This is a genomic window from Pedobacter kyonggii (assembly GCF_004310665.1).
In the GTDB taxonomy this organism is placed as follows: domain Bacteria; phylum Bacteroidota; class Bacteroidia; order Sphingobacteriales; family Sphingobacteriaceae; genus Pedobacter; species Pedobacter kyonggii.
The window spans coordinates 52940-73663 of the sequence record NZ_SIXF01000001.1 but is presented as its reverse complement, the minus strand read 5'-3'; the positions used below and the strand labels follow the sequence as shown (position 1 = coordinate 73663).

Here is a 20724-nt window from a genome sequence, read left to right as displayed (position 1 = left end):
ATGGTAACATTTCTAATGCGCTTTTTGATTAACGCTACAATAGTTTGATATTTAGAAACCAAACCAAAACAATGAAATTCAGATTTATACTCGCTACATTTTTAAGCATGGGCATCTTTGCATATGCACAACAAGAACCAAGAAAAAGCCAATCTAAAGAAACCGTAAACACTACCCAGGTTACCGTTAAAGACGAACCTAAATCTTCAGCAAACGAAAGGACCATTAAGGTAGAAAGTTCTGTTGTTACCAATCACACTGTAAATATTGATGGTAAATCCGTTCCCTATAAGGCTACAACAGGTACACTGCCTGTTTGGGATGAAGATGGAAAACCAATTGCAGGTTTGTTTTATACTTATTACGAACGCAGTGATGTACAAAATCGCGATAAACGCCCTTTAGTAATCTCTTTTAACGGCGGTCCGGGTTCTGCCTCAGTTTGGATGCACATTGCCTATACTGGCCCCGTAGTTTTGAATATTGATGACGAAGGTTATCCTGTTCAACCCTATGGTTATAAAGAAAACCCATATTCTATTTTAGATGTTGCCGATATTATTTACATCGATCCCGTTAATACTGGCTATTCGAGGGCGGTGAGTAAAGATATTCCGACCAATAAGTTCTTTGGTGTACGTGCCGATATTAAATACCTGGCCGAGTGGATCAATACTTTTGTAACCCGCAATAACCGATGGGCCTCGCCAAAATTTTTAATTGGCGAGAGTTATGGTACCACACGCGTTTCGGGTTTGGCTTTAGAGCTGCAGAACAGTCAATGGATGTACTTAAACGGTGTGGTTTTGGTTTCGCCAACAGAACTTGGTATTGAACGTAGTGGCCCTGTTGATGCGGCTCTGCGTTTACCCTATTTTGCAGCTACTGCCTGGTACCATAAGGCACTTGCTGCCGATTTACAGGACAAAGATTTAACAGCCATGCTTCCTGAGGTTGAAAGTTTTACCATTAATGAATTAATCCCTGCTATTTCGCAAGGTGGGATGTTAAGTGCCGATAAAAAGAAAGCCATTGCCACAAAAATGGCCCGTTACGCTGGTCTTTCAGAAAAAGTGATATTAGATTACAACCTCAATGTACCTACTGATTTCTTTTGGAAAGAACTGCTGAGAGATAAAGGCTTTACCGTAGGTAGATTAGATTCGCGTTATCGCGGTATTGATAAAATGAGTGCTGGCGAAGGGCCTGATTATAATGCAGAGTTAACCTCTTGGTTGCATTCATTTACGCCAGCCATTAATATGTACATCCGTAACGAACTGAACTATAAAACTGATTTAAAGTACAATATGTTCGGATCTGTTTACCCATGGGATAAAACTGGCGATCAGACTGGCGATAACCTCCGTCAGGCCATGGCACAAAACCCGTATCTGCACTTATTAGTGCAATCAGGTTATTACGATGGTGCCTGCGATTATTACAATGCGAAATACAGCATGTGGCAGTTAGATGCTGCAGGTAAACTGCAAGACCGCATGAGCTGGGAAGGTTACCGGAGTGGGCACATGATGTATTTGCGTAAAGATGATCTGAAAATGGCCAATAACCACATTCGTGAGTTTATTAAAAAAGCCTTGCCAAAAGCAGGCGTGGCCGCAAAGTTCTAAGATTTTAGAGTTGACAACTTTCCTGTACACATTGCTGTTAAAGCTGTCAACTCTTTAGGTTTATTGGAGCGCAGTTGCAGTGCAATAATTATCGTTCGTCCTGCTTTACGCTATATCTTTTTTATTGTCATGCTGAGGCACGAAGCATCTGTTTCATCGTGGTGAGATGCTTCGTGCCTCAGCATGACAGCAATTTGAAGGTAGTGCTGTAAAAAAGTATGTCGCTCCAATCAGGGCTAGGTAGGTTAGGGCAGTGGCACGGAATCCCCATCATAGTTCCAAGAACAGGTGTATCTAAACCCGACCTTAGTGGATGCTCCCGATTTTTCATCGGAGCAGAAACGGGGGCGGGGCTGAATTAATCGACGAGCTACAGGAATTGCTTTCCAAATCGTATCATCTTTTCATGGCTGAAAGGATGATACGCGCATTCGCTATTTTTTTGTAAACGCTTTTCAACTTTTGTAGCGCAGGGGCAGCATAAGTATTATTGTTCGTCCTGCTTTGCATTGCAAGTCCGCACTCGTGCCTCGCTTGTGTGCTTTCCATTACAATCAGGGCTAGGTAGGTAAGGGCGGGAGCATGGAAACCCGGCATAGCTGCATAAGCCAAAATAATATAAACCTGATCGTAAGGATGCCACGCTTAGTGGCAGGAGGGAGAGCAGGACGGAACCAAACCAAAGCACTACTGCAATTGCTTTCCAAATCATGAAGAATAAAAAAACTATTTACAATGCTAATTTTTCTTTACGCTGGTTCGATTTATTCCCTCAAAAACGCAAACAAAAAACTGTTCACTGCAAACTAAAAATAATTACTTATTTTTGTGGCTCAATTATGCAGCAAATAAAAACATCATTCGATTTTGAAAAACCTATTGCCGATTTAGTTCAGCAGATAGAAAAGGTTAAGCAAGTTGCCGAAAAAACTAAGGTAGATATGTCTGCCACTTTAGACGAGCTTGATGGTAAATTAGATGAAACTACCAATAACTTATATAAAAATTTAACTGGTTGGAACAAGGTTCAGATGAGCCGTCATCCCGATCGCCCGCAAACCCTCGATTACATCAATATGATCTGCGATGATTTTATTGAAATGCACGGCGATAGAACCGTTAAAGATGATAAAGCGATTATTGGCGGTTTTGCTACCATAAATGGCCAAACGGTAATGGTTATTGGTCACCAGAAAGGTAAAAACACCAAAGAGCGCCAGTTCCGCAATTTCGGTATGGCAAACCCTGAAGGTTACCGTAAAGCCTTACGTTTAATGCGTTTGGCTGAAAAATTTAATAAACCGGTTGTTTCTTTTATTGATACTATGGGTGCTTACCCTGGTTTAGAGGCAGAAGAACGCGGACAAGGTGAGGCTATTGCCAGAAACTTATTGGAAATGTCTATTCTTCGTGTGCCGATTATCTGCATTGTTGTAGGTGAAGGTGCATCAGGTGGTGCTTTAGGTATTGGTATTGGCGATAAAGTTTATATGTTAGAGCATACCTGGTACTCGGTAATCTCTCCTGAATCTTGTTCCTCTATTTTATGGAGAAGCTGGGATTTTAAAGAGAAGGCTGCTGAATGTTTAAAGTTGACTTCTGATGATATGTTTGGCAACAAATTAATCGATGGTATTATTCCAGAACCACTTGGAGGTGCACATCAAGATCCAGAGTTAATGGGCAGAACTTTAAAAGATTACATCGTTAAAGATTTAGCTGCTTTAGGTAAACTAAAAACTGATAAACTGATCGAACAACGGATTGATAAATTCTGTGCGATGGGGGTTGTAAACGAATAATCATTAACTAAAATAAATTTGAATCCTGTTTGGCAATGCTGAACGGGATTTTTTTTATTGTGAAGAAAATGCATCTATATGCAACATACATTGGGGACTCGTCATGCTGAATTTATTTCAGTAACTATCATGTATAAAGGAGGCTGTATCATAAAGTTGTATTTCCTGTCGGATTTGTCACGTTGAGCCTGTTGAAACGCCCTTAAGACATTTAAGAAAAGTCCTTCAACAAGCTCAGGATGACAATTTACACTTATGATACAGCCCTCGACGTATCTCGCGATATCTTATTCAAACCTATTAGGCTTTAAATGGCGAAGCCTTCAACAAGGCCGTTTCAAACGAGCGCAGCGCAAACAAAAAAAGCAGCTACAAATTAATGCAGCTGCTCGTATAATCTATTTTTCAAATCCGTTTACTGTTGTGGACCCTGTTGTGGGAAAAACATTGACAGACGGCTTTCTAAACTGTTAAATGTTTTCTGCAGCTTATCGCTCAATTTATCCTGACCTGCAGCTTTACTCGTTTTAATCATTCTGTCCAGGTAGTATAATCCCGTTTGAATGTTCTGCGATCCGGTTAAACCTTTTGATTGAGATATGTCTGCCAAGTAGTTTAATTCTTTATTTATATAATCGCCTGATTTATCTAAAATATCATTAGCTCTTGCAGTTTCGCCCAGTTTATATAAGTTTTCAGCCATGTAAAATTTCACAACAACCGTACGGATGCCGAAGAATTTATCAGGCATTACTGCAAAATATTTATCTACTACTTTTTTGGCCTCAGCCGTTTTACCTTCTTTAATTAAGCTGCTGGTTAAGCTACTGAAAAGATTGGTGAAAATGAAAGTATCATCTGATGACTGTGGATCTAAATATTTAGCGGTTTTCATATTACCCCACTTAAATTTATTCATCACATTATTGTACAATACAGGCGTATTTAATTGCTCTGGTCTATCCTCAGATGCTGTCGTATCAGCTTTAAGCGGTAATAAACGCATGGCTAAACCTTCGCTGTATAAATACTTGTCTAAGCCGTTATATTGCTCAGAAGGCACTGTAGAAGCGAAATAAATCGGACGTTTCCAATTGTTATGTGCAAGGATATCGAACATGGCCAAAGTTCCTTTAGTAACATAACCTTTGTTAAACTTCCAATCCATTGTGGTGGTGATTTTTGCAGCATCAGCAGCAGGCACTGTTCCTGTACTGATTACTTGCTGCGGATTTACCGTAATTTTAAGGTTTTTAGTTGGCAGGAAGTTAGATTTTGATCCATCCTGCATCGGTACTTTATCGCTCTCATCGTTTGATAACAATAGGTCAACTATGTTTTTAAGTTCAACACTACCTGCAATTTTGTAATCATCGTATGGCATTACATCTCTTTCTCCCTGTACATATTGCTCAGGTTTCATGGTGATTGGTAACGGAGCCGATTCATTTTGTTTTTGTCTTAATCCATTAATATACCAATCTGTATCAAACAAGCTTAAGTTTACAATACGTACATCAGGGCGAACATTTTCTACCTCCTGGATATACCAAAGCGGGTAAGTATCGTTATCGCCATAAGTAAATAAGATGGCATTTGGTGCGCAGGATTGTAGGTAATCCAAAGCAATATCATGTGGAACCATTTTCGTAGAACGGTCATGGTCATCCCATCCCTGCTCGGCCATAATTACCGGTGCAGCGAGTAATCCAATCACCGTTGCGCCAATGGCACCGGTAGTTGGGGTTAGTTTTTTAAACAACCATTCTTTAATGGCGAGCGCGCCAAGCCCAATCCATATTGCAAAGGCATAGAACGATCCTACATAAGCGTAATCCCTTTCGCGGGGCTCCAATGGTTTTTGATTTAAGTATAATACAATGGCAATACCGGTAAAGAAGAATAATAATGCTACAACTCCGGCATCTTTTTGATTGCGTTTAAAATGCCAAACCGCACCGATAATTCCTAAAATTAATGGTAAAAAGAAGAAACGGTTATATGCTTTATTATCAACAGTTGATGGCGGCAAGTGGCTTTGATCTCCGCGTAGCCACGAATCTATCGGTTTGATACCGCTAATCCATTCGCCTTCAAATCCGCTACCCTGACCTTGCTCATCGTTTTGGCGACCAACAAAATTCCAGAAAAAGTAGCGCATATACATATAACCAATCTGGTAGCTGGCTAAAAAGCCAACGTTGTCAACCAAATTCGGGTGCTTAGTATCATCTAAGCGCATCCATTCTTTATAAAAAGCCGCATGTTTAGGGTCATCGCTATACATACGTGGCAACAAAGTGTTGTTGTTATACTCGTAATCGGTTTTTTTACCCGCTACCTCATATTTGTCTTTTCCTTTTCTCCAGATTGTTTTTCCTTCAGTTACACCTACTCTTTCAGAGTTATAGTTAGGGCCGTAACCCAATGGCCTGTCGCCATATTGCTCACGGTTTAAGTAGCTTAAGAAAGAGAAGGCATCTTTCGGCGCACTGTTATTTAAGTTCGGATCTGCCTTTGCCCTGATGATGATCATCGAGAATGATGCATAACCAAAAATGATTAAAACAGTAGAGATTAGACCTAAGTTTAATAGTCTCTTTTGGTGTTGGATAGAATAACGGATTCCCCAAACCAGGGCGCCGATTAATAAAATAGCGAAGAATAAAACGCCTGTTCCAAAACCTAGACCTAATGTGTTAACAAAGAATAAATCGAAATAAGCACCAAACGAAACCAGGTATTGGATAATACCATATTGGATTACCGCTAAGATTAAAATACCAACAATAAGGGTTTTGATAATTCCCGATGTTGTTGCTTTATCTGTTCTTTTGAAATAATAAATAAAAGCAAGCGCTGGGATGGTTAGCAGGTTTAACAAGTGGATACCAATTGATAAACCCATAATATAAGCAATAAACAATAACCAACGATCGGCACGTGGCTCATCGGCATGTGCTTCCCACTTAAGGATAGCCCAGAATACAATCGCAGTAAATAACGATGATTGTGCATAAACCTCCGATTCTACTGCCGAAAACCAAAAACTATCAGAGAAAGTATAAGCCAAAGCACCAACGGCACCTGCACCCATAATGCTGATCAATTTACCGGTTGTTAGTTCTTCACCAGCTTTTAGCACTGTTTTTTTAGCCAATGCAGTGATGGTCCAAAATAAGAATAAGATAGTTGCCCCGCTCGATACAGCCGAACCAACATTCATCCAGTAAGCGATTTTGGTTAAATCTCCAGCTGCAAAAATAGAGAAGAAACGTTGGAGCATTAAGAACAAAGGCGCACCAGGCTGGTGAACAACCTGCATTCTAAATGCCGATGCGATAAATTCACCGCAATCCCAAAAACTGGCAGAAGGCTCTAAGGTTAAAACGTAAGTTAGTGTAGCAATTAAAAAGCAGATCCAGCCTACTATATTATTAACTTTTGAATAATTCATTGGTTTGTTTAATGATATTAAAAATTGTTTTCACATAAAAATGCTGCCGAAATTAACTATTCTAGTCGATAAAACAGGTAAATTTTTGGATTGATTTAACAATTTTTAACGGCTTAAGGCCTTTAACATAAAGGATTTTAATTTATTGGAGAAGCAAAAACCCATAAGCAGAAAGGTGAAATCAGCCTATGGGTTAAAATTTAGAATGTTTTTAGCTTAACCCGCTGCAAATGGGGTAAACCTTACAATCAGATCATTGTATTTTTTTTCAAGGCTTTTGCTTAGCTCAGCTTGTTTAAAAACCTCGGTTAGTTTTACCATTTGTCCTAAATAGCCAAGGTAGAAACGTACATCCTGCTCAGATGATAGCTGGTTTTTGCTTTCTGAAACATCAGCAAGATGGGTTAATTCCCTGCCCACGTAATCGGCTGTTTTTTTAATCATTGCATTTGCACGGTTTAAATCATTTAAACGATAAAGGTTTTCGGTGAAATAATAAGTGCTCATTACCTGGCGCATACTGTAAAATTTAGCAGGAATTACCTCAAAATATTTATTAGCCACTTTTTTGCTTTCGGTAATTTTACCTTCATTTATCAGGCCGGTTAATAAACCGTTAAACATATTCGAGAACATGGTTACATCATCAGCAGATTGCCTGTCTAAATGGTTGGCGTATTTAATATTGCCAAAACCATAAACATTCATCATATTGTTGTACATCGGTTTCAGGTTTACACGGTCATAATCTTGTGTAATTGCCGTATCTGGTTTTAAGGGTAATAACCTTTTATTCAATCCTTCCACATAAAGGTATTTATTTAGCCCAACGTATTGCTCATCTGGCATTGCCCCAGTAAAATAAATTGGCCGCTCCCAATTATTGTGTACCAAAATATCAAACAAGGCCAATGTCCCTTTCGTAACATAATTTTGGTTAAAAGTCCACTCCATACTGCTTGCGATTTTGCCTGCATCTTCTTTAGGTACGGTTCCGGTATCCAAAACCTGCTGTGGACTTACCGCCAGTTTAAGGGTTTTGGTTGGTAACACATTGTATTTAGAGCCATCTGTCATGGTTACTTTATCTTCGTCATGATCGGATAGAAGCACGTCCAAAATTTCCTGCAACTCAATATGCCGGGCGATTTTATAATCCTGATAATACATAATATCGCGTGTACCAGCAACATATTGATTGCGCTTAATCGTTAAAGGAAGCGGCGCTGATTGATTTTGCTTTCTTTTCATTCCGTCTATGTACCAATCGGCAGTGAATAAACTTAGGTTTACCACACGCACATCCGGGCGGATGTTTTCTACTTCCTGCGCGTACCAAACCGGGTAGGTATCATTGTCGCCATAAGTGAACAAAATTGCATTGGGCGCGCACGATTTTAGGTAATTGACAGACATATCTCTGGCTACATGGCTATCAGAACGGTCGTGATCGTCCCATCCCTGATTGGCCATAATAATCGGCGCACAGAACATAGCAATAATCGAAGCAAAAATACTGGCCCGCACAGGTGTTAGTTTTTTGAAGATAAAGTCTTTTAATCCAAATACACCTAAACCTATCCAGATGGCAAAGGCATAAAACGAACCCACATAGGCATAATCCCTCTCACGCGGCTCAATCGGAACTGAGTTCAGATAAACTACAATAGCAGTTCCAGTAAAAACGAATAATAAACCGATAACGCCCGCATCCTTCTGGTTACGTTTAAAATGCCAAACCGCACCAATTAAACCGATAATTAACGGCAAAAAGAAGAATCTGTTGTATGCTTTGTTTTCTACAATGGATGGCGGAAGGTTTTTCTGATCACCAAGCCTGATCGCATCCAAAGGTTCAATGCCACTGAGCCAATTGCCATCTTTTCCGCCAAATTGCCCATCTTCATTGTCTTGCCTGCCCACAAAATTCCACATAAAATAACGCATGTACATCTGTCCCGTTTGAAAAGAGAACATATATTTTAAGTTGTCCATCAAGGTAGGTCTGTGCTCATCATCAAAACCCATGTAACTTTTGTAAAACCTAATGTGTTCGGGTTTATCACTGTACATGCGTGGAGCTAAAGTTTTATCTCCAAAAACATAATCAGATTTTGTTCCTGCTGATTCATACTTTGTTTCTCCTTTTCTGTAAAGTTTTCCGCTTTCTTTAATGTCGATCTTTTCCGAATTATAATTTTCGCCATATAACAAAGGCCTGTCTCCGTATTGTGAACGGTTTACATAACTCAGGAAATTAAAAGCATTCTCCGGATCGGTATTGTTTAAATTTGGTTTGGCCTGTGCCCTGATAATGAGTAAGGCGAAAGAACTGTATCCAAATAGAAGCAAAACGGTGAACAGCATGGCCAGGTTTAATACCCTTTTATTTTTGAGGATAGAATAGCGGATGCCGTAAACCAGGCCTCCAATCACTAAAACGGCAAAAAATAATACACCCGTTCCGAAACCCAGACCCATTGTATTCACAAAAAAGTAATCGAAATTTGCAGCAAAAGATACCATGTACTGAATAATGCCGAACTGTACCACTGCCAATACAGCGATTGAAACAAGAAATACTTTTAATACGCTTTGCCAATTGGGCGAGGGGTTCTTTTTAAAATAATAAACAAATATCAATGCAGGGATGGTTAGCAGATTTAGAATGTGTACACCTATAGAAATCCCCATGATGTATGCCACAAAAAGCAACCACCGGTCTGATTTAGGTTCATCAGCCTGCGATTCCCATTTTAATATGCCCCAAAATACAATGGCGCTACAAAGCGACGACATGGCGTAAACTTCTGCTTCCACTGCCGAAAACCAAAAACTATCAGAAAAGGCATAAGCCAAAGCCCCAACAAAACCTGCACCCATAATGCCGATGATTTTCTGGCTGGTGATTTCCTCGCCTTTTTTAATGACCGTTTTCTTGGCCAGTGCGGTAATGGTCCAGAACAAAAAGATGATGGTACCCGCGCTGGCAAGTGCCGAAGATATATTAACAAAATAGGCTACTTTGGTTTTATCGCCAAAAGCGAGTGCCGAAAACAACCTTTGGATCATGGAGACTATTGGAGCACCGGGCTGGTGAACTACCTCCATTCGGAAAGCCGAAGAAATAAATTCGCCGCAATCCCAGAAACTTACAGATTGATCTAAAGTTAAGATGTAGGTGAGCGCGGCAACGATAAAACAGAGCCAGCCTCCAATGGTGTTGATCCTTGAGTAATTCATAGTTTAATTTTAGTCTTTGATAATAAATGATTTAAGTGGTTCGTAGTAAAAAAAAGTCGCATAAAAAAAGAAAATGTTGCACGCTATATGATGATTTTTTTATCTTTGCATCGCAAACAGGAACAGCAGGAAAGAAATTAAAAATATTTTAAAATCACTCTTGCATATTTAAAATAAGGTTCCTACATTTGCATTCCCTTTCGAGGAGAATATCCTTGATAAGTTTTTGTCCGATAGTATAAGGGTAGTACAACGGTTTTTGGTACCGTTTGTCTTGGTTCGAATCCAGGTCGGACAACTAAAATTTAATGTCGGATCATGTTTTAAATAGACATGATCCGATTTTTTTTAACCGTAAACTACACGAACCCATGCCATTGCAGTTTAACCCGGTAAAGCTTTTTTCCGGAACAGGTTCTAAGGGATTATCACTTAAGATTGCCGAACATTACGGCAAGCCACTTGGTAGCGTAACCATCCACAAATTCAGTGATGGAGAGTTTCAACCTTCTTTTGATGAGTCAATCCGTGGTAGTGATGTTTTTCTAATCCAATCTACTTATCAGCCCAGCGATAATTTAATGGAGCTTTTACTAATGGTTGATGCGGCTAAAAGAGCATCGGCACATTATATTACCGCAGTAGTTCCTTATTATGGTTTGGCCCGTCAGGATAGAAAAGATAAACCACGTGTAGCAATCGGTGCCAAATTGGTGGCTAACTTATTAAAATCAGCAGGTATCCACCGCATCATGACGATGGATTTGCATGCTGCACAGATACAGGGTTTCTTCGATATTCCGGTTGATCACTTAGATGGATCGGTAATCTTTGTACCTTATATCAAAAGCTTAGGCTTAAAAAATTTAACTATCGCATCGCCAGATATGGGCGGTTCGTACAGGGCACGTACTTTTGCCAAGTTTTTTAATGCTGAGGTAATTATTTGCGATAAACGCCGTAAACGTGCTAATGAAATCGAATCGATGTCGATTATTGGTGATGTGACAGGGCAGGATGTAGTATTGATCGATGATATTTGTGATACTGCCGGAACCTTATCAAAAGCTGCGGCTTTGATTATGGAAAACGGTGCAGCAAGTGTTAGAGCAGTTTGTACACACGCTGTATTATCAGGCAAAGCAATAGAAACGGTAGAAAATTCGGTATTAACCGAGTTAATCGTTACGGACACTATCCCGTTGAAACAGGAAAGTCCGAAAATTAGGGTGCTAAGCACAGCCAGTTTATTTGCAAGGGCAATAGCCAATGTAAACGAGCACGGCTCAATTAGTGATCTGTTTAGAGTATAAATTAAGGTGGAAGGTAGCGGGTTGAAGGCTTAACGTCTTGATACTCGATACTTAATACTGACTACTAATAAATATAAAATAAAAATAAAATGAAAACAATCGCAATTAGCGGTTCTCCAAGAGAGAACGTAGGGAAACGCGATGCCAAGGAACTTCGTTACGAAGGTAAAGTTCCGGCGGTATTGTATGGTGGAAAAGAGCAACAACACTTCGCTGTAGTTATTGCTGACTTAAGAGATGTTATTTATACCCCGGATGTAAACTTTGTGGAGATTGATGTTAACGGTACTAAAACTAAAGCTATCGTAAAAGACACTCAATTTCACCCACTTACCGACGTATTAATGCACATCGATTTTCTTCAGTTGTTTGACGAGAAAGAAATCGTTATGGAGATCCCGGTTAAATTAACAGGAACTTCTCCAGGTGTTAAAATGGGGGGTAAATTAATCCAGAAATTGCGTAAACTACGTGTTAAAGCATTACCAGCTGATATGCCACAAAACGTAGAAGTAAGCTTAGAGAAATTAGAAGTAGGTAGTTTATTCCGTGTTCGCGACCTTAAAGGCGAGAAATACGTAATCACTAACACTCCTGAAGATACTATCGTTTCTGTTGCAATGTCTAGAGCATTAAAACAAGCAGAAACTGAAGCTGCCAAAGGTAAAAAATAGTACACTGATATCACAGATTAATGTGATTACACAGATTTTAAAAGCGGTGCAAAAGCAATTTGCACCGCTTTTTTGTTTTTAATGCATAGGCGCTACTTTAAGCTTTAGTTTTTAGTCTTTTTGCTTTTACCTTAAACCTTCAGCCTTCCCGCCCTCAACCTTTTTATTATCTTTGCTCCATGAAATATCTTATAGTTGGCTTAGGGAATATCGGACCAGATTATGCGCATACCAGACATAACATTGGTTTTGATATCGCCGATGAGCTGGTTAAAAATTTAGATGGAAGTTTCGAGAATATCCGCTTGGCTTATTATTCAGAAGTAAGTTTTAAAGGGCGCAAACTTCATGTAATTAAACCAACTACTTTTATGAACTTAAGTGGTAAAGCCGTAAACTATTGGATGAAGGAGTTGAAAATAGCACCAGAAAATGTTTTGGTGATTGTTGACGACCTTGCATTGCCTCTCGGTAAATTGAGGTTAAAGCTACAGGGCTCTAGCGCTGGTCATAATGGCTTAAAAAGCATCGAAGAGGTTTGCGGCGGACAAAACTACGCGCGCTTGCGCTTCGGTATCGGTAACGATTACCCGAAAGGTAGACAGGTTGATTTTGTTTTGGGTTTGTTTGATAAGAATGAGCAATTAGAACTCCCTGCGTTGATTGATAAAAGCGTAGAGCTGATTAAAAGTTATGTAACCATTGGGCCTGCCCACACCATGACGGCTTTTAATAAATAGGCGGTTAATTGGTTAGCTGCCCATGCTGTCATCCTGAGCGCAGCGAAGGACCTTTTATATTTTAAATTCAAGGTAATGTAGTCCAAAAAGATCATTTGAAGCGCAATTGCAGTAGATCTTTTTAATGTTTGTCCTGCTTTTCATTACAAGTCCGCGCTCGTACCTCGCTTGCAGGCTTTCCATTTCAATCAGGTCTAAGTGGCAGTGTCTATACTGCTATTGAGGGTAGAATAATAGTTTTATATAGATTTCTTTTCCTAGTCCATAGTCTGTGCCCTCACAGACCATCTGATATGAAACAGGTCGATAAAGGCAGCAATTTCCTTTTTCTGTACCATGCAACCCCAAATAGTATAGCTGGCTGCGCCACCTAAACCCGATCGCAGTGGTTCTGATTTAAGCAAATTCTTTTGTTCTTTTATTGTGTGCTTGCTTGTTTCACAGGTTTCATCGGAAGAAACGGAGAGCGGGGCTACACTAACCGAAAAGCCTCTGCACTTGATTTCCAAAAAAAAAATAATGATTAGCGGATGAAGATGTCTATTGTTTGGTGAGGCACCAGGTACGGAATAGGTGAGTGTCATCCTGATGCTTAATTTATTCTACAAAAATCAATATAAATAACAGAAGAATTTAAGGGAGATAAATCTCCGAAGATTATCGTCATTGCGAGAAGGCTTTTTCAGCCGACGAAGCAATGACGATCTTTCTATAAGCATCTGTTATTGATAGCTTAGTCGAAGGGCCAGCTATCGCAATTACGAAAAACCCTTAAACAAAAAAAGACCATCTTTCGATGATCTTTTCATAAATATGTTTAGTTAATGATTATTTAACTTTTTCTTGAGCTCTTGCAATGTAAGCATCAATTAACTGCGCTTCTGCACTCTCAGGATATTGTGTTTTTACTTTAGTATAAGCTTCAACAGCGCCTTTAAAATCATTTTGGCTTTCATTAACCAATCCTAATTTCTTTAAAAACATTGGTGAAGTAAATTTACTTGCCTTATCTGCCGCTTTTTTATAGTAAGTAGCCGCTTGTTTAAAGTCTTTCAATTCGCTGTAAGCATCACCTAATAAACCTAAAGCCAATGGATCTGCAACTGGGCTGCCAGTAGCGCTATATTTGCTTAATGCCTCTATTGCTTGTTTGTATTCGCCTTTACGCAAGTAAATACCACCCAAGTAAAGGTTAGCTAAGTTTGCCGATTTTGTGTTATCGTATTCTTTAGCAATCTGCTCTAAGCCTGGGTAACCACCTTCGCCTTTAACAGCCCTGTTCGATAATGAATCTACGCCAACAAATTGTTCTGCTTTGTACATTTTGCTAGCGGCTTCTTCAGCACGACCTTTTAAATACACGCCTTGATACCAAAGATATATTAAAACTAATAAAACTACAGCGCCTGCAATAAACAGTAAGCTCTTATTATTCTCTTGTAAAAATGAACCTTTTTTAGTTGGTTGAATTGTCTGGTTATCTGTTGTAGACATGTTTGTTTAAAAAATTTAAGATTGCAAAAATACATTTTTCAATCAAAGTATCAATCTTTATTTTGAAGTATTTGATTAAACATTAGTTATTTAGAGCAAGCAGATTATAAAATCGTTATGATAATTAGCGCAACAAGCTAATTAGTGTGTTAAACCAGGTTTGGTTGTCGCTAAAAATACCAGTATGGTTAATCACCAGGTACACCGTTTGACTTTCGGAGCGGCTCACCGTAGATCTGATTCTGATGGGCTGCCAGAATGCGCCGAAGTTTTTTACCGATGAAGCTGGAAATAAATCGTCGAAGCCCATGTAAACTTCTTCTATATGAGATAATGGAAGTTCCAATTGTTTATCTCCGGTAATAAAAAGACCATTCGAGGCCAACAGGATATTGCCTTCGTGATTGTGAATTGGCTTTAAAAACGAAAATAAACCTGCGATTTTTTTAACCCAGCTCGAGCTTTCTTCATTGGTTAGTTCATGATCGTAAGACCATAAAACATTCCCTTCTAACATTTTTTGTGCAACCATCTAATTTTCCTTGCTATGAAAGTACAATTTTTTTAAGTGTTATTAACGTTTATTTTTAACAATGGGTGTTAAGAGGCTAAAAAACGGTAAATTTGTGACATATTTATGTGGTTAAAAAATATTACCCTTCTAAATTTCAAGAACTATACCGATGCAGATCTCCATTTCTCGGAAACGGTAAACGTTTTTACGGGTAATAATGGCTCTGGCAAAACGAACATGCTCGATGCCATTCACTATCTCTGTCTATGTAAAAGTTACTTTAATCCCATCGATAGCCAGCAGATCAAAACCAATGAAGAGGTTTTTATGATCCAGGGCGATTTTGATCGTAACGAAAAAAACGAAAAAATTTCCTGCGGAGTAAAACGCAACCAAAAAAAACAGTTCAAGCGCAATAAAAAAGAATACGATAAGCTGGCTGATCATGTTGGCCTTTTTCCGGTAGTGATGGTCTCCCCTTATGATGTAAACCTGATTATGGAAGGCAGCGAGGAGCGTAGAAAATTTATTGATAATGTTATTTCGCAAACAGACGCACATTATCTGGATCAACTGATTACCTATAACCGCATTCTGTTAAACCGGAATGCTTTGCTAAAGCAGATCGCCATTACCAGAAAGTACGACCCTACACTGCTCGAAATTTTGGATGAGCAGTTGATTGTAGCCGGCAATAAGATATTCACTATCCGTAAGGCCTTTATGGATGAGTTTATTCCGCTGTTTAACCAATATTATACCTATCTTACCGAAAACAGGGAAATTGTAGCGTTGAATTATCAATCGCAATTGAATGAGGCCACCTTCGAAGAGCTGTTAAAGAAATCGGTAGAGAAAGACCGTGTGCTGGAGCGTACCACAACCGGTATCCATAAAGATGAACTGGCTTTTGTGATCAGTGGCATGCCGCTAAAGAAGTTTGGCTCCCAAGGTCAGCAAAAATCTTTCTTAATTGCTTTGAAGATTGCTCAATACGCTTATCTTGCCAAAAACAAAGGATTTAAACCTTTGCTTTTGTTGGATGATATTTTTGATAAGTTGGATGATAACCGCGTTCAAAAACTAATGCAAATGGTTTCCCACCATGATTTTGGGCAGATATTTATTACAGATACAGGGAGAGAAAGGGTAAAATCAATTTTTGAAAAAATAGAAGTTGATGTAACTTTGTTCGAAGTAGATAACGGAACTATACAAAATGCGTAAACCCAATGATGTTACAGTAAAAGATGCCATCAGCAAAATGCTGGATGTATACCGTTTGCGCAGAAAATTCGATGAAACTTCGATCTTGTCTATCTGGCCGGAGATTATGGGCACTGCCATAGCCAACAGAACCAAGCAGATCTACATTCACGATAAGAAATTGTTTCTACGCATCGAATCTTCGGTAATCAAAAATGAATTGGTTATGGTACGTCAGGGCATTATCCAGAAGCTTAATGAACACGCCGGTAGTGTGGTAATTACCGATATGATCTTTTTATAGGCATAACGAGGCAGTAGAATTAATATAGAATCGTCATTTTGAAGGATAATTATTTTATAAAAATCAATATAAACTGACTTTTTTTGTAGATGATAGGCTTTCAGAGGGCGTCATTCCCAACTCGATTGGGAATCGTAATGCAAGTGCCTTAAGATTCCCGCCTGCGCGGGAAAGACGATCACGCTATTGAAAACCTGTCAATGGAAGCCTGTCGAAAAGACCTGTTTAAATTTAGTTTCAAGCGTTTTGACGACCTCTCCCGATTCATCGGGAGGGTCTCCGTAGGGATCCTTTGGACAACGTGACAGACTGAAAAACTAGCCCCTTCCTCCAAATATCTTCGATAAAATCCAGATCAGCAGTGCAACCACTACTACAACTACAATTATGCCCACCCAAACGCCGGCTTTAAATATACCTTCTACTAGTTCACAACTGCTTAAGGTAGTGCATAAAAATGCGATCAGTACTAAAGGGAATGCTCTTTTCATATTCATGTTAATTTGTAATAGCTAACATTGAATACGGGAGAAAGTTTTGGTAAATGACTTATTTGCCTGGAATCGTCCTGATCGTGGTGCAAGATGTTACCATCTGAAACGGTATTCAACATGCTTTTTGAAAGAACCGTTTCAATCCCAGTTTAAAAAAACAGCCAGATGGTAAGATCTGGCTGCACAAATCTTATTTCCCGTTCACTTTCAACAATTCAACTTCGAAGATTAAAGTGCTGTAAGGAGGAATATCCTGTCCGGCACCACGCGCTCCGTAAGCTAAATCATATGGAATGAAAAACTTGTATTTCGAACCGGCAGGCATTAATTGTACACCTTCTGTCCAGCCTTTAATTACCTGATTTAAAGGGAATGAGATAGGCTCGCCTCTATCGTAAGAGCTGTCAAATTGTTTTCCGTTCAATAATGTTCCTTTGTAATGAACCAATACCGAATCGGTTGCCAGTGGTTTAACGCCAGTACCAGCAGTTAAAACTTCGTATTGTAAACCGCTTGCAGTTGTTTGTACACCTGCACGTTTTTTGTTCTGTTCTAAGAAATCTTGTCCTTCTTTCATAATTGGTGCATATTTAATTTTATTTGCTGCTTCTTCAGCTTTGTTTTTTACCGATGATGCCTTGGCTAATGCCTCATTAATACATTGTTGTGCCTGCTGCTGAGTTAAAATAGCCTTGCCGCCTGTAAATGCATCTTTCAAGCCTTTTAACAATACTTCGTAATTTAAGGTAGAAAGGCCAGTTGTTTTTAGGCCCGCGCCGATAGAAGTACCGAAAGCATAACTGGTAGAATCTAAAGTAGATTTTAAACCCGCTGTAAGGGTTGATGTTTTACTTGCGGCTGTAGTTGGTTTTTTTGCAACAGGTTTCTTTGCTGCTGTTTTGGTTTGCGCATAAGATGCAGCAGTGATTCCGGATAGACATACCGCTAAAAAAATTCTTTTCATTGATTATTTATGTGTAATTAATTCCAACAGGTTTAAAATGGTGGATTATTTTAAGGCCGAAAGATACAAAATAGATAAAATAATAAAACCCCGAATGTTCGGGGTTTTATTGTAAATTTCTTGTGTTGGAAACTAGAAACGTTCGTCTTCCTTGAAGAAGAAGTTACCTTCAATTTCTGCATTCTCATCAGAATCTGAACCATGAACCGCATTAGCATCGATTGATTTTGCATATTTCTGACGGATTGTACCTTCTGCAGCCTCAGCTGGGTTAGTAGCGCCGATCAATTTTCTGAAATCTTCAATGGCATTGTCTTTTTCTAAAATAGCAGCAACAATAGGTCCTGAAGACATAAAGCTTACTAAATCTTTGTAAAAAGGACGCTCAGCGTGAACAGCATAAAACTGACCAGCAGTTTCTTCTGTAAGTTTAGTATATTTTAATGCGATGATTTTGAAACCAGCATTGGTAATGTCGTTAATGATCGATCCGATATGGCCGTTTGCTACTGCATCAGGCTTGATCATGGTAAAAGTTCTGTTAGTGCTCATTGTGCTTTTGATATCAATTTTTTTGCAAAAATACGTTTTAATTGATGAATAATCAATAAACATTGCTTAAGATTAAGATCGGCACATAAATAGTGGTATTGGTGCTTTAAATATTAAATAAAGCCTGTTTTTAATATAAGAACTGGCTAATCTTAAAATCCTTTAATCCTATATTAAAATTACTTAGCTTTGCAGCGCAAAAAATATATGCTTACACTAACTGAATTAAAAACATTATTGGCTACGCCACAACGAATTGTGATCACTACGCATCACAAACCCGATGGCGATGCGATGGGTTCATCTCTGGGGTTATATGGATATTTAATTCAAAAAGGCCATCATGTTAAGGTAATCACACCAACAGATTATCCTACCTTTTTGCATTGGATGCCAAATAATGGCGATGTAATTATTTTTACAGAAGAGCAAGAAAAGGCTGCCAAGTTGGTGGATGAAGCTTCGCTCATATTTTGCCTTGATTTTAATACCCTAAGCCGGATTAATGAATTAGGCGAATTGGTTAGAGCAGCAGGAGCAAAAAAAATCATGATCGATCATCACCTCGAACCTGAGGATTTTGATGATTACCGCCACTGGGATATTAACGCCTGTGCTGCTGCGCAATTGGTTTACGATTTTATTGTTAATCAATTGGAAGATAAAGCTGGCATCAATAAAGATGTTGCAGCCTGTTTGTACACTGGTATCATGACCGATTCTGGATCTTTCCGTTTTCCATCAGCTACAGCCGACGTATATCGTATCGCTGCTGATCTGATAGATCTTGGTGCAGAGCATTGGAAAATCCATCAATTGGTATATGATAACGCAAGCGAAAACCGTTTGCGCTTTTTGGGTTATTGCCTGTCTAACAAGTTAGAAGTTATAAGAGAATACAATACCGCCATTATTTCGGTTACAAAAGAAGAACTGGCACAATACCATAGCGCAACCGGCGATACAGAGGGGGTGGTAAACTACGCATTGTCGATTAACGGCATCCGTTTAGCCGCATTAATTATTGAGCGTCCGGATAAAGTTAAATTATCTGTTAGGTCTACAGGCGATTTTCCGGCCAACGAAATCTGTAAAAAGTATTTTAATGGTGGTGGCCATAGAAATGCAGCAGGTGGTGCAGCAGAAAAACCCTTAGCTGATGTAGTAAACGAATTTAAAACGATATTAGCAGAATATAAAGAACAATTGATAGCTTAAACACAAGACATAAAACAATAAAAACTTAAAAAAGTCAAATTAAATAAATGAAAAAGGGAATTATTATTCTAGCAGCAGCCACTTTAGGTTTAGCGGCATGTAAACAAGAGAAAAAGGGAGCTGGTGGCTTACTATATACCATTCACCACTCGGCAGGTAACGAGAAAATCAAAGAAGGCGATATCGTGAAAATGAATTTTATCCAGAAAAATGATAAAGATTCAGTTTTATCAAGCACTTTCGATAGCGAAACTCCTGCAGTATTTCCTGCACAGAAAAAAATGTATGCTGGTGATATGAACGATGTTTTAACATTGTTTGGAGAAGGCGATAGCGCTACTTTTAAAGTAAACTTAGATACTATGGCACTTCATAGTAAACAACCTAAACCAGAGCAGTTCAAAAACGATAAGTACATCACTTTTACGGTGAAAATCGAAAAAGTATTCAAGAAAAAAACTGGTGAAGCTGATTCTACTTTTAATAAAAGAGCACAGGAGTTTTTCCAGGCTGACTATAAAGCCGCTTCAGAAAAAAGAAAAGCTGCTGAACCTGCTAAATTAAAAAGCTATTTAGAAGATACTAAATTAGAAACCAAAACTACTGCAAGTGGATTACACTACATTATAGAAAAACCAGGCAGTGCAGAAAAACCAGCTTTAGGCGATACTGTATTAATTGATTATACTGGTAGAGTAACTAAAAAAGGTAAAGATGGTAAATACAAAATCTTCGATACAAGTGATGAGAAATTGGCTAAAGCAGAAAACGAATTTAAACCAGGTAAACCTTATGGTCCTCAAAAAATGCCAGTTGGCGGTACAATCCCAGGATTTACTGAAGCTTTACAGTTAATTGGTAAAGGTGGCAAAATTAAAGTGATTATTCCTTCTAACTTAGGTTACGGCGAGCAAGGCGCACCACAAGTTGGTATTATGCCTTTCAGCCCAATTGCTTTCGATTTAGAAATCAAAGATATTATTAAAGGAAAACCAGCTGCAGCAGCTCCAGTTCAAATGCCTGCACCGGTAGTTAAAAAATAATTTCTTAAAATATTATAAAGTCCTGTTTAATTATTTAAGCAGGATTTTTTTTGCCTACATTTTTTTTGACGCAGA

The 20724-nt window shown here is 38.8% G+C and carries 17 protein-coding genes; 9 read left to right on the top strand and 8 right to left on the bottom strand.

The window, feature by feature from the left end; translation table 11 throughout:
• Positions 1 to 71: 71 nt before the first annotated feature.
• Both EYS08_RS00330 and EYS08_RS00325 read left to right on the top strand, forming a co-directional pair.
• On the top strand, positions 72 to 1631 hold the full coding sequence (locus tag EYS08_RS00330; RefSeq protein WP_131027886.1) for a S10 family peptidase: 1560 nt from the start codon (positions 72 to 74) through the stop codon (positions 1629 to 1631).
• A gap of 839 nt (positions 1632 to 2470) precedes the next feature.
• The gene (locus tag EYS08_RS00325) at positions 2471 to 3433 is read left to right on the top strand and encodes an acetyl-CoA carboxylase carboxyltransferase subunit alpha (RefSeq protein ID WP_131028302.1); all 963 of its coding nucleotides are present in this window, start codon (positions 2471 to 2473) and stop codon (positions 3431 to 3433) included.
• A gap of 415 nt (positions 3434 to 3848) precedes the next feature.
• Here EYS08_RS00325 and EYS08_RS00320 read toward each other — a convergent pair whose 3' ends face one another.
• Together EYS08_RS00320 and EYS08_RS00315 are read right to left on the bottom strand one after the other, a co-directional pair.
• The gene (locus tag EYS08_RS00320) at positions 3849 to 6890 is read right to left on the bottom strand and encodes a glycosyltransferase family 117 protein (protein ID WP_131027885.1); all 3042 of its coding nucleotides are present in this window, start codon (positions 6888 to 6890) and stop codon (positions 3849 to 3851) included.
• 216 nt (positions 6891 to 7106) lie between these two features.
• Positions 7107 to 10133 carry a glycosyltransferase family 117 protein gene (locus tag EYS08_RS00315; RefSeq protein ID WP_131027884.1) on the bottom strand — a complete coding sequence of 1009 codons (3027 nt, stop codon included), beginning with the start codon at positions 10131 to 10133 and terminating at the stop codon, positions 7107 to 7109.
• A 371-nt stretch (positions 10134 to 10504) separates the two neighbouring features.
• On the opposite strand from EYS08_RS00315, the gene EYS08_RS00305 reads away from it, so the two are divergent.
• From EYS08_RS00305 to pth, 3 genes are all read left to right on the top strand, one after another.
• On the top strand, positions 10505 to 11446 hold the full coding sequence (locus EYS08_RS00305) for a ribose-phosphate pyrophosphokinase (protein ID WP_029278327.1): 942 nt from the start codon (positions 10505 to 10507) through the stop codon (positions 11444 to 11446).
• An 89-nt stretch (positions 11447 to 11535) separates the two neighbouring features.
• The gene (locus EYS08_RS00300; protein WP_131027883.1) at positions 11536 to 12120 is read left to right on the top strand and encodes a 50S ribosomal protein L25/general stress protein Ctc; all 585 of its coding nucleotides are present in this window, start codon (positions 11536 to 11538) and stop codon (positions 12118 to 12120) included.
• Between the two features lie 179 nt (positions 12121 to 12299).
• On the top strand, positions 12300 to 12860 hold the full coding sequence (gene pth, locus EYS08_RS00295) for an aminoacyl-tRNA hydrolase (protein ID WP_131027882.1): 561 nt from the start codon (positions 12300 to 12302) through the stop codon (positions 12858 to 12860).
• Between the two features lie 257 nt (positions 12861 to 13117).
• On the opposite strand, the gene EYS08_RS00290 is transcribed toward pth, so the two are convergent.
• From EYS08_RS00290 to EYS08_RS00280, 3 genes are all read right to left on the bottom strand, one after another.
• Positions 13118 to 13369 carry a hypothetical protein gene (locus tag EYS08_RS00290; protein WP_165456333.1) on the bottom strand — a complete coding sequence of 84 codons (252 nt, stop codon included), beginning with the start codon at positions 13367 to 13369 and terminating at the stop codon, positions 13118 to 13120.
• A gap of 319 nt (positions 13370 to 13688) precedes the next feature.
• Complete coding sequence (locus EYS08_RS00285; RefSeq protein ID WP_108197625.1) at positions 13689 to 14354, bottom strand: tetratricopeptide repeat protein; 666 nt, start codon at positions 14352 to 14354, stop codon at positions 13689 to 13691.
• Between the two features lie 124 nt (positions 14355 to 14478).
• A complete protein-coding gene (locus tag EYS08_RS00280) occupies positions 14479 to 14886 on the bottom strand; it encodes a hypothetical protein (protein ID WP_131027880.1) in 408 nt (135 codons plus the stop codon).
• A 105-nt stretch (positions 14887 to 14991) separates the two neighbouring features.
• On the opposite strand from EYS08_RS00280, the gene recF reads away from it, so the two are divergent.
• Both recF and EYS08_RS00270 read left to right on the top strand, forming a co-directional pair.
• Positions 14992 to 16095: a DNA replication/repair protein RecF gene (gene recF / locus EYS08_RS00275; RefSeq protein ID WP_131027879.1), complete on the top strand. Its 1104-nt coding sequence runs from the start codon at positions 14992 to 14994 to the stop codon at positions 16093 to 16095.
• Positions 16088 to 16378 carry a DUF721 domain-containing protein gene (locus EYS08_RS00270; RefSeq protein ID WP_029278338.1) on the top strand — a complete coding sequence of 97 codons (291 nt, stop codon included), beginning with the start codon at positions 16088 to 16090 and terminating at the stop codon, positions 16376 to 16378. Before recF ends, EYS08_RS00270 begins: the two co-directional genes overlap by 8 nt.
• Positions 16379 to 16695: 317 nt before the next feature.
• On the opposite strand, the gene EYS08_RS00265 is transcribed toward EYS08_RS00270, so the two are convergent.
• From EYS08_RS00265 to EYS08_RS00255, 3 genes are all read right to left on the bottom strand, one after another.
• Complete coding sequence (locus tag EYS08_RS00265; protein WP_244215813.1) at positions 16696 to 16869, bottom strand: hypothetical protein; 174 nt, start codon at positions 16867 to 16869, stop codon at positions 16696 to 16698.
• 193 nt (positions 16870 to 17062) lie between these two features.
• Positions 17063 to 17836, bottom strand: a complete 774-nt coding sequence (locus EYS08_RS00260; RefSeq protein ID WP_131027877.1) for an FKBP-type peptidyl-prolyl cis-trans isomerase — start codon at positions 17834 to 17836, stop codon at positions 17063 to 17065.
• Positions 17837 to 17968: 132 nt separating this feature from the next.
• On the bottom strand, positions 17969 to 18388 hold the full coding sequence (locus EYS08_RS00255; RefSeq protein WP_131027876.1) for a nucleoside-diphosphate kinase: 420 nt from the start codon (positions 18386 to 18388) through the stop codon (positions 17969 to 17971).
• Between the two features lie 207 nt (positions 18389 to 18595).
• Here EYS08_RS00255 and EYS08_RS00250 point away from each other — a divergent pair, with 207 nt between their 5' ends.
• Together EYS08_RS00250 and EYS08_RS00245 are read left to right on the top strand one after the other, a co-directional pair.
• On the top strand, positions 18596 to 19606 hold the full coding sequence (locus tag EYS08_RS00250) for a DHH family phosphoesterase (protein WP_131027875.1): 1011 nt from the start codon (positions 18596 to 18598) through the stop codon (positions 19604 to 19606).
• A gap of 47 nt (positions 19607 to 19653) precedes the next feature.
• Positions 19654 to 20649 (top strand): FKBP-type peptidyl-prolyl cis-trans isomerase, encoded by a 996-nt coding sequence (locus tag EYS08_RS00245; RefSeq protein WP_131027874.1) that lies wholly within the window; start codon positions 19654 to 19656, stop codon positions 20647 to 20649.
• Positions 20650 to 20724: the final 75 nt, after the last annotated feature.